General features: G+C 50.4%; 7 protein-coding genes and 7 pseudogenes. 5 read left to right on the forward strand and 9 right to left on the reverse strand.

Annotation, left to right across the window (positions count from 1 at the left end; all coding sequences use genetic code 11):
- The first annotated feature begins 948 nt into the window (after window positions 1-948).
- The 4 genes and pseudogenes from BG74_RS20600 to BG74_RS05695 all read left to right on the forward strand — a co-directional run bounded on the left by BG74_RS20600 (window position 949) and on the right by BG74_RS05695 (window position 3,356).
- Window positions 949-1,227 carry a hypothetical protein gene (locus BG74_RS20600; RefSeq protein ID WP_244267350.1) on the forward strand — a complete coding sequence of 93 codons (279 nt, stop codon included), beginning with the start codon at window positions 949-951 and terminating at the stop codon, window positions 1,225-1,227.
- A gap of 438 nt (window positions 1,228-1,665) precedes the next feature.
- Window positions 1,666-2,022 carry a phosphoheptose isomerase family protein gene (locus BG74_RS20605; protein ID WP_066597214.1) on the forward strand — a complete coding sequence of 119 codons (357 nt, stop codon included), beginning with the start codon at window positions 1,666-1,668 and terminating at the stop codon, window positions 2,020-2,022.
- A gap of 651 nt (window positions 2,023-2,673) precedes the next feature.
- Window positions 2,674-2,863: pseudogene (locus BG74_RS10935) on the forward strand (PTS system mannose/fructose/sorbose family transporter subunit IID); the annotation flags it as partial.
- A 169-nt stretch (window positions 2,864-3,032) separates the two neighbouring features.
- Entirely contained in the window at window positions 3,033-3,356 is a 324-nt protein-coding gene (locus BG74_RS05695; RefSeq protein ID WP_244267351.1) for a PTS sugar transporter subunit IIA domain-containing protein, read from the forward strand.
- Window positions 3,357-3,529: 173 nt separating this feature from the next.
- Here the strand turns inward: BG74_RS05695 and BG74_RS10940 are convergent.
- From BG74_RS10940 to pstS, 6 pseudogenes are all read right to left on the reverse strand, one after another.
- Window positions 3,530-3,744 (reverse strand): annotated as a pseudogene (locus tag BG74_RS10940) (phosphate signaling complex protein PhoU); the annotation flags it as partial.
- Window positions 3,745-3,758: 14 nt separating this feature from the next.
- Window positions 3,759-4,261: pseudogene (locus BG74_RS05700) on the reverse strand (phosphate ABC transporter ATP-binding protein); the annotation flags it as partial.
- A gap of 52 nt (window positions 4,262-4,313) precedes the next feature.
- Window positions 4,314-4,409: pseudogene (locus tag BG74_RS20610) on the reverse strand (phosphate ABC transporter ATP-binding protein); the annotation flags it as partial.
- A 78-nt stretch (window positions 4,410-4,487) separates the two neighbouring features.
- Window positions 4,488-5,124, reverse strand: a pseudogene (locus tag BG74_RS05705) (ABC transporter permease subunit); the annotation flags it as partial.
- A 28-nt stretch (window positions 5,125-5,152) separates the two neighbouring features.
- A pseudogene (locus BG74_RS17120) lies at window positions 5,153-5,662 on the reverse strand (ABC transporter permease); the annotation flags it as partial.
- A gap of 196 nt (window positions 5,663-5,858) precedes the next feature.
- A pseudogene (gene pstS, locus BG74_RS05715) lies at window positions 5,859-6,882 on the reverse strand (phosphate ABC transporter substrate-binding protein PstS).
- Window positions 6,883-7,064: 182 nt separating this feature from the next.
- On the opposite strand from pstS, the gene BG74_RS13390 reads away from it, so the two are divergent.
- Complete coding sequence (locus tag BG74_RS13390) at window positions 7,065-7,274, forward strand: hypothetical protein (RefSeq protein ID WP_187202692.1); 210 nt, start codon at window positions 7,065-7,067, stop codon at window positions 7,272-7,274.
- A 51-nt stretch (window positions 7,275-7,325) separates the two neighbouring features.
- Here BG74_RS13390 and BG74_RS13395 read toward each other — a convergent pair whose 3' ends face one another.
- From BG74_RS13395 to glmS, 3 genes are all read right to left on the reverse strand, one after another.
- Window positions 7,326-7,466 (reverse strand): hypothetical protein, encoded by a 141-nt coding sequence (locus BG74_RS13395; RefSeq protein WP_204376331.1) that lies wholly within the window; start codon window positions 7,464-7,466, stop codon window positions 7,326-7,328.
- Between the two features lie 63 nt (window positions 7,467-7,529).
- On the reverse strand, window positions 7,530-7,943 hold the full coding sequence (locus BG74_RS05720; protein WP_066597218.1) for a hypothetical protein: 414 nt from the start codon (window positions 7,941-7,943) through the stop codon (window positions 7,530-7,532).
- Between the two features lie 230 nt (window positions 7,944-8,173).
- Window positions 8,174-9,792 (reverse strand): glutamine--fructose-6-phosphate transaminase (isomerizing) (gene glmS, locus BG74_RS05725; RefSeq protein ID WP_244267352.1); only part of this gene is annotated, 1,619 nt, incomplete at its 5' end.

Consider the following 9,792-nt stretch of genomic DNA (forward strand, 5'->3'; position numbering starts at 1 on the left):
TGCGCAGGCTTTCCGCTTGCGCCACCCATGGCTAATTGTTCCCGGGCCACCCGTTGCGGGATCTAGCTCCAATTGGTCCACTATATTCACTTACTTTACCCATAAAAAGGTGAATAGCACTCTAATAAGGGTTTGGAGATAATAATATCGCCGCTGCGCAGGCGGGACGGTGGTATCGATAACAGGATGTCCTTTTGTCATGTCCGGCACTGCATCTTCCCATAGGCAACCCGCCACTGAGCGGCAATGACCGGGTTGGGTTACTCCTAAAGGTTGCCGGGTTATCCTTGCGTCAACGGATCATTTATGGAAAAGTGGGAGATAAACGTACACAGACTGCGCCATCCCCGGCTCGGCGACACATTGCCGTGGGCCATCGGCGGATTGTGCTGGGAAGGTGCAGGGTCAGTGAAAGGGCATTTAAACGTTCTCCTCTATCCGCGCTAAATTTCCACAATGAGTTAACTATAATAGGTGGCTGACCAATGGCTTACCAGTTTCAGGCTTGCGTCATTGCCATCACAAGCGATGTCGTCGTGCAGAAGCCGCCGTTCATTATTAATTTTGAGATCGGGCTCACATGTAAAATGTGAATCCAACTCGGGTAAAATCGATACCAGATTTTTCGTTTTCTCCTATCCTATGGAAATCAGCGTGACGTAACATGCGATTTCCCAACCTTATTTAAGCACACTACGTGTGGTATTTTCTCTTTCGCTTGAAAGTGAAAAGAAAGTGTTTTTAGACATTTATCGATAAAAAATAAGCTGTGACACCGTGCTCACAACACGCTCCTACTACGGCATTTACTGTAAAAAATTGAGGTCAAGGGTAATATCCTTTTACACCCCTTACCCTGCAGACTGACATTGCCGTAACCAGGAGAAAAATAACATTGCACTGAACACCGTGGAGTTGTCGTGAAAAAAAATCATCAAAATACTATAGATGACGGGTAACGTGCGCATCGTTTGCGCCAACAGTTCGGCGTTTCCTGCGTCACTATTCGCAACGATTTATGCTATCTGGAAAAAGTTGTGCATTGCGATCCCACTGGCGGGGGCGGGGCCCATGCTCAATCAACAATTCGTCTTTGACAGACTTCTGCGCCAGCCGGACTTGTGCATCATGCTGTGCTGTGCGACGCTAGCTCTTCTTAATTTATCAGCCGTACCATGGCTCTCTCTGCCGGACTGCCATCACCTCGTTATCACCTGTAACACTTAGGGAGAATTGGCACGTTTTGGCCAAGATCCGGAACGTGGACGTACCCTCCTCATTCCGACGGAAACGCTGGATTCAGGGTTTCGCCATGACCTCCAGCTTTAGTTGCATGCTGCCGGCGACGCTGCTGATGCTGGGTCCTTGGGCCCACTGGCACAGAGCGGAGAAATGCTGCAATCGGTTGTCGATTGGTGCGACCAGCAACAGGCGTCATAGCAGCAAAACATTAAGCCATTGGCTTACGGCGGATTCACGCGCGTAATGTATCTCAGCGTGGGTTGTCTATCCAGCGTCGCCTAAGAGACTGCGCTGAAAACCCTCGAGCTGATTGCTGGCCGTATCGCCTCGCGTTACGACACACCGCTGGGTTTACGTTATAGCCAACTTCATGATAAACAGTGGAACACTGGTGCTGCTGTTATCTAAAGATCCCTGCCCGATATGGCTACGAGCGCGGTTTTATGCATACGACACAAACTGTGCAAAGACGCGGCCCTGGCGCTGAGCGGAGATATGGACGCTGATATACCAGAAACGCTCGCCGTCTTCGGTGCGCATGACTATATCTGGCTCAGCCTGCCGTATATGATGTTCTTGCAACTGCTGACGTTGGAAACCTCGCTAGCGCTCGGGATAACATCCGACACCGACGAAGTGAACCGCGTCGTACAACGTAACCCTTTACCCCTAATGTCATGGTGCCTGTCAAGGCAGACAGTAGAAGGAAGACGCGTGACCATGCCGAATATTTTATTGACCCGGATTGATAAGTCTGGGTACATAGCCGAGTGGGCGTAAGCTGGGGATAATTCCCCGAGTGCAAATTTATACTGGTGGGCAACGATCAGGCTAGGCCCGCCAGCAATCCAGTGCAGCAAAGCCTGATGGATATAGTGGTCGGCTGGCGTGGAAACCTGCTATTTCAACCCTGCAAAAAAACGATTGACGTTATTCATCGCGTCACTTCAGAGAATTTTTATCGTTTGCAAAACGCCGTAGGACTATACTGACTCTAGTACGCGGTGATGTGCCTATGAACGCGGTTAACGCTCACAATATGCATTTTGCCGACGGCAAACTGGCAAATTCATAAAACTATTTCGGTGGACAATAATAATACTGCGGCGTTTCGCGAGCTGACGCACCTGGGAGTGCAATGCGAGAGATTCGTTGCGTGCCGGAAGAAAGAAGCGAGCTGGTTAACTGGCTATTGGATTGATAAGAGGATAGATTATACTTACCAAGGCGCTGTTGATTGGCATGCTATCGGGCCTGGATAGCGTGGATATGTTTAACTGGACTGATACACTTTCACCGGTCGGTGTAGTGGTAGGGCTCGCTGGTGAGGCTCATTTTAGGCGACGTTCATGCTGGCCTTTTAGTGGGCAGTAAACTGAAGCTGGTGGAATGGGAATGGTACCACTATCGGGTGCATAATCGCCGAATGTGATAATAGGTGCGCTGGTAGCGTCGTATGTATAAGCTGTCGATGCCGCTGGTGATGCATGCCGGCAAGGCATACGTAGCGCTGCAGACTGATGTACTGGATAAACTCATGCCGAATCTGCTGCCTTTGTGCTTCACGCTGCTGAAGTATTGGCTGATGAAATGCAGTTTTTTTCTAGTGAAGCTTATCTGACGGTCGTTATCGGCATTGCTGGTAGGTAAAGCCATCGGCCTGCTGTAAGTCAGGAGGAACTATGTTGGAGTGATTATTACCGGACACGGCGCTTTCGCTAGCAGGCTACTGCAGGAGGTGGAACAGGCCGCAGGCCAGCAAACTCTGTGTATGGCAGTGGATTTTCCCGATGGGATACAGCACTGAGGCGCTGTGGCAACGGCTGGCGGACGCCGGTGCCTATGATGACGACGATGGCATAGTCTTTCTAAGCGATGTGCTAGGCGGATGTACTTTTCGTGAAGCGGCCAATATTGCCCTTGATCATCCCGGATATAAAGTCATTACCGGCACCAATCTGCAAATGGCGGTGGAGATGATACTGGATCGCTCTCAGTTGGACACCAAGGCATTCTGTGACCAGAAGTTAGAATGTGGTCAGCGCAGCGCTACCAGTCTATGGCATAAGCAGCATCTTTCCGCGCCTACTTTGTCCACCGAATCGGGAAGTTAAACAAAACAGGCAGCGGGCGGCCGAATCCTTCACGACGTTGTTCTGACCGCAACCGATAAGATAACCCCGGTGTATCCATCTAAGCCATTGTCATGGTCAATACACCTACTGCCGCTCTCAGTAACCCATATTAATGCTCTCGCCCCGTAGTCTCAGGGGTAAACATCGTCGTACGCTTCGTCGATCGCTACTTCCATCATATTCACACTGGTATTGCACGTGATTATGCACCGGGCCAGCCCTATATTTTGGTTATGCATGGCGATGATAGCGTCGGATAACTACTGTTCCACCAAGGCCCGCCCATTGCCATAACCTGAGAGCGGATATGCTCCAATTCAGCGTTGAATTGGCCGGAAATATGTTTATTAATATTCAAATTATCAATGACGTACCTCGTGATTAACCATAGCGGCCTGTGATGTAATCTTCAGTCTGTTTGTGCTGTGGCGCGGTGAAAAGACTGCAGTATCGCTGAATTCGACCCATTTCGCCCAGGTATATAAAAGCTGTGTAATCGGAGCAGCGCGCTACCTGTTGTATGTTATGCATTACGATGGCCAACATATAGTCGCTTTTCAGTTCGGAAATTAGTTTCTCTATCCGTCTAGTCAAGATCGGATCGCGCCGAATAGGGTTCATTCAGAAGCAAAACGTCAGGACAGAGACAATACCACACGCGATGCAAAGACGCTGTTGCTGGCCTCCCGAAAGGCTATAGCCGCTTTGGATGTAGCTTGTCGCGAGTTTCGTTCCACAGAGCGGCCTTGGTCAGTGTCCACTGCACCCGTTCATTCATCTCCGCGCGCGTTTCTCGAATAACAGCATGCTAAAGGCGATATTATCATAAATCGACATCGGGGAATGGCGTTGGTTTTTGAAAGACCATTCCCACCTAATCGCAAAGTAGAGACACATCGCCGGTATTGGGCTATTAATGTAACTGAAGGACGGCTAGATAAACGCCGTAACCTTATTACGTTTAATATTGAGGCTTATATTCTTCAGCGCATGATATTTACTGTAATAAAAATTGAGGTCCCTGACCTGCAACTTATGTCACCGGCCGAGTAAATTGGGTTCATGCTTCTCTCCTATCCTCAGCGACAATCGCCGACGGCGCCTAATGGTTTTCCTGGCAAACATCGTGCGGGCGATAATATTCAGCAATAGCAGCGCGCACAGGGTAATGATAACATCCTGGCTCAGGCCAACCTCTGCCATTCCACAAACGGACTCGTGGAGAATTTAAAGATCGTGACCGGTAGATTACCGATAGACTGAATTAGGTTGGGTACTCCAGAATTGATTGAACAACGATGTAAACAGCAGCGGCGTGGTTTCCAGCCCGCGACGCGCACCACCGCCCCAGCAGCACCCCGGTCAAAATAACGGATAGGGAAGTTTTCATGGTGATTGCGGAAATCATTTTCCACTTCGTGGTATCTAACGCGTAGGCCGCTTCGCGCAGCGTATCGGGAACTAGGCGCATCATATTCTCGGTGGTGCGAATAACGATAGGAACCTGCAACAGCGCCAGCACGATCACTCCGGCCTAGCCGGAGAAATGCTACATCCGGGGGTCACACCACCAGTCTGTAGACAGAAAGACCAATTACGATTGAGCGCGCGGACAGCAGGATATCGTTGATGAAACTAATCACCTCCGCCAGCTATGACCGGTGGCCAACTCCGCCAGATAGACCACGGCCAGTACGCCAAGCGGCGTACTGATAAGCGTTTCCCACAAACTCAGCAAACTGCTGCCCTTCTATATTTCTTTAGTCATCTTATCATTAATCGCGCGAACAGACCAGCACAATAAAAGTGATGAAGAACAAGATAAGTCTTAGTACCATTACCTCGGAGAATTTATTGGCCAGTGCCGAGATGATTCTGTTTCTCGGCATAAAATAGCAACAGACTGTCAAGTTGGTAGGTATTGTCTATAATAAAGGTCACCGCTATTGTTTCTCCCAGGGCGCGTCCCAACCCCAGCATCACACCATATATAACCCAGTTTTTGGTAAACAGCAGAACGATGTGCCAAATCACTTCCCATGTTATTCAACTTTTCATCAGCACTGGTACTTGCTCAAAGACGTCACGCATGACCACAGCGATTAGGGAATAATCATAATAGCAAGCACAATGATACCCGCCGCTGCAAACATGCCGATACCAAACGCCGGATAGGAAAACAGCGCACCCACAACCGGACTGCCAGCAGTACCTCTCCTCTCCCAGCAGCTATTGGAAATAGCTGGCGGGTAGTGGGGCAAAGACGAACAACCCCACATACCATAACAATACTGGAGATGGCCGCTAGCGAGATGCTAATCTTGCCTAACAGAAGTAACGTGATCAGGTGATCCAGCGCCGCCGCGCGTACCAGTGTTCCGAATATAAGACGCCCCTTTTACCCGGCACTTGTATCACTGCTTTCATTTCCACCATAGCTTGCTCACATCAAAATGATTCTCTCGCAGGAGAAAAACGCCGTTACCAAACGGCCTTGCCATCGCTACCTTTCAGCTCAGTTTTCCACGCGTCTCACGGATGCAGGTAGTGACCGTATCAAGCACCGCCGTATCGTATAGTCCAGTTGGCTGGCCTGTTGCACGTCTTAGCTCTATAGACCCAATGAAAGAATTTCAGCACTTCTTTTCCTTTTTCGGGACGATTTTGTTATTTGTACAGCAACAACATTAACGTGGTGTATGTTAATCGGCCATGCGTCGCTGCCCGGCTAATTGGTCAAGTCCTAAGCGAAGGAGTTTTCCCAATCGTCGCCTTTATCCGCCGCGCTGAAGTATTGCTCGGTACGAGATACTAGCTCGCGGTCGGCTTTGATCAATTTGGTGTAGGCGAGATGGTTTTGTTTGGTAGATATATTCCACATAGCCGATGGCGCCGGGTAAACGTTGTACGAAAGTTGCTACGCCGTCATTGCTTTCCTAATAGCCAGTTGACCGTCGAACCGGCGCCGATTTTCTGTTTCCAGTCAGGATTTACCTTGGCGATATAGCTGTAAAAATGAACGAGGTGACTGAACCATAAGGTGCGGTACACCGCTATAATCTCCTAATCTGGCAGATTCAGCCTAGGGTTGAGTTTGGTTATCGCCGTTTCGTTCCATTTTTTGATTTGACAGAGATAGATGTCACTCAGCGTTTTCCCATCCAGTGTCAGCTCGCCGGCGCTCTTCACGCCTGGCACGTTGATCGCCAGCACGACGCCACCGATAAAGGTGGGAAATTAGAACAGGCCGTCTTTAATTAAGTTGTTCATCGCTCAGCGGCACGGCGGATGCGCCGAAATCGACGGTATTAATGATGATTGATTTTACGCCGCCGGAGGAACCGCGATGCCTCGATAATTAACTTTTACGCCAGTGGATTTTTGATAGGAATCTACTAAGTTAGCGTAAACCAACCAGCGCCGGAAAAAGGTCGCACCTGCACCGATTAGGCTGGCTTGCAGCAAAAGCGGGCACCACCGCCAGAGTAAAATAGGCCACAAGCATGCCGGCAAAGAGGTGGAAAGGTGGTAAGAATCAGTTTCATAATCCCTCCCTATGGAATAAAAAATGTCGAAATCTAATACTTATTATCAGTAAATATGACTACCGTGCAGGAGTAAAAATAGGTAAGTTTGGTAGCAGAAAGATGTACAAAATATGACAGTTAGATAACAATTCCTAGTGTGTTGGCACATGAACAACACCACGCTTACCGCTATAACTGCAGAGTGCGCCGTTCATCATTGCGCTCGATGACCAATGTTAATTTGTCCGCCGGCGTGTCCGCCAGCACCACCGGGAAGAGTGAGAGTGGCCTAACTGGTCCTCCAACGATAGAGAATGATACCAGACAGTCAATTGATGGCTACGATTGTCCACTGCCCCATATCAACTGACGGAAAACTTCCGCGCCCAGAATGCTATCCACCTTTTCCCCGAGAGATTGGCTAAAGTATAGCCAAATCGATAGCCGGCCAGGGATTGATGCCCGGCAGCATATAACTGCCAAGCGTTATCGGCAGTGAACGCCATAATGAAACCTGATCAGCGCCGAGCTTTCCCTGGGCATTGCTGGCGCCGTTAGCCATAATAGTACGAAAGATCGAGGTAATTTCATCGGGCATCACAGATCGGGCTAGGGTTTGAGGCAGTCATTCATCATTAATCACGGTACAGCTGGCATCAGCATCCAGAACAAACCGGTAGGTGTTGCTGGCGATGGTAACCGGTACAACGTGATGTATTATGTAATCTAGTTCGTGTAGCACGGGAGGATTTTCCCCGACCGCCGGCGCTGAGAAGGCCGAGTTGCACAGCGAAGCGGCCAGCAAAATGGCCGGGCAGATCCAAAAAGGTCGAAAAGAGAATCGGCTGCCTGTAGTATCACCGTCCTCCAGCAGGTCAAGAAGAAGTAGCGGCCTGGTAGGTGGACGTATTCCGTTGTCGCCAGCTGCGTCTTTCGACGAAAACGGCACAATTTTAACAGTGAGACCTACCGCTGGGGATTCGCAAAAAATACCGCATTGCGGTTGCGTCTGAATGTTACCGCCTAAACGTCTGACCACCAGACATATTGTATCTATTAAGTCTGTTTTACCCCTTGCGCCGGCGCTATCCCTCTCTCGCGGCGGAGGTAGCGGTAGCGTCTGGGGTCTCTTATTCTTTGTTTTCGCTAAAATGCAGCAACGGCGGAGATGACTGTAATCTACCCATACACTCCGTTGAAATCATCACTGTCTTTGACAGTTGGCACTGTCTGAGCGCACTAGTACAACGACGACACTTGTAATTAAGGTTATTCCACCGTTACCGATTTAGCAAGATTACGCGGCTGATCGACATCAGTCCCTTTAATCAGGGAGATATGATAGGCAAGCAATTGCATTGGTACGGTATAGAAAATTGGCGCTACAATCTGCTCCACGCGAGGCAACGGGATAATTTTCATATTTTCGCTGGCGGTAAAACCGGCATCCTGCTCCGCGAAAACATACAATAATCCCCCACGGGCGCGAACTTCCTCGATATTGGATTTCAGTTTTTCCAATAATTCATTGTTGGGGGCGATGACGATCACCGGCATATCGGCATCGATCAGCGCCAGCGGGCCATGTTTCAGTTCTCCCGCAGCATAAGCTTCAGCGTGAATGTAAGAGATTTCTTTCAGTTTCAGCGCCCCTTCCATGGCAATAGGGTAAAGATCGCCGCGGCCTAAAAACAGTGCGTGATGTTTATCGGAGAATCCTTCAGCCAGCGTTTCAATGGGCTTATCCAGCGACAACATCTGCTCGATGCGGCTCGGTAGCGTTTGTAGAGCATGAACGATATCTTCTTCTATCTCCTGGTCCATACCGCGCAGGTGGCCTATACGCGCCACCAGCATCAACAGTACCGTCAGCTGGGTAGTGAATGCCTTGGTAGAGGCTACGCCGATTTCGGTGCCGGCCCGGGTCATTAGTACCATATCTGATTCACGCACCAGCGAGGAGCCGGCGACATTACAGATGGCAAGCGAACCCAGATAGCCGAGGGCTTTTTTGGTCAACCGCAGTGCTGCCAGGGTATCAGCAGTCTCGCCGGACTGGGAGAGGGTGATCAATAAACTGCCTGGGCGCATAGCAGGTTTACGGTAGCGGAACTCGGAGGCAATTTCTACATCGCATGGCACTCCTGCCATGGCCTCGAACCAATAGCGGGAGACCATGGCGGAGTGGTAGGAGGTGCCGCAGGCAATAATCTGCACGTGCTGCACCTGGCGTAGTAACGCATCAGCGCCGTCGCCCAGTTCTGAGAGCGTTATCTCTCCATGGCTAAAGCGGCCTTCCAGAGTGTTTTTGATCGCCTGCGGCTGCTCAAAAATTTCCTTTTGCATATAGTGGCGGTACAGCCCTTTATCGCCGGCGTCGTATTTTACCTGTGATTCGATTTCGGGCCGCTCCACGCTCTCGCCGGCCTGGTCCCATACCCGAACAGTACGGCGGGTAATTTCGGCGATTTCGCCCTCTTCGAGGAACATAAAGCGGCGGGTGACGGGGAGCAGCGCCAGTTGATCGGAGGCTAGGAAGTTCTCGCCGATGCCGCGACCAATTACCAGAGGACTGCCGGAGCGCGCCGCTACCAGCATGCTGGGATCGCGGATGTCCATAATGACTGTGCCGTAGGCGCCGCGCAGCGCGCCTACGACCCGCTGCATCACCTCAAAGAGCGCGCCGCCCTGCTGTCGCTGTTCCCAATGCGCTAAATGCGCGATCACTTCAGTATCGGTTTGTGTAACGAACGTATAGCCGCGTTCACGTAGCTGCTCGCACAGCGGTTCATGATTTTCGATGATACCGTTATGAACGACCACGATGTGCTCCGAGACGTGGGGATGCGCATTATTTTCCGTCGGCTCGCCATGGGTCGCCCAGCGGG

It is taken from the genome of Sodalis-like endosymbiont of Proechinophthirus fluctus, from assembly GCF_001602625.1.
Classification (GTDB): Bacteria; Pseudomonadota; Gammaproteobacteria; order Enterobacterales; family Enterobacteriaceae.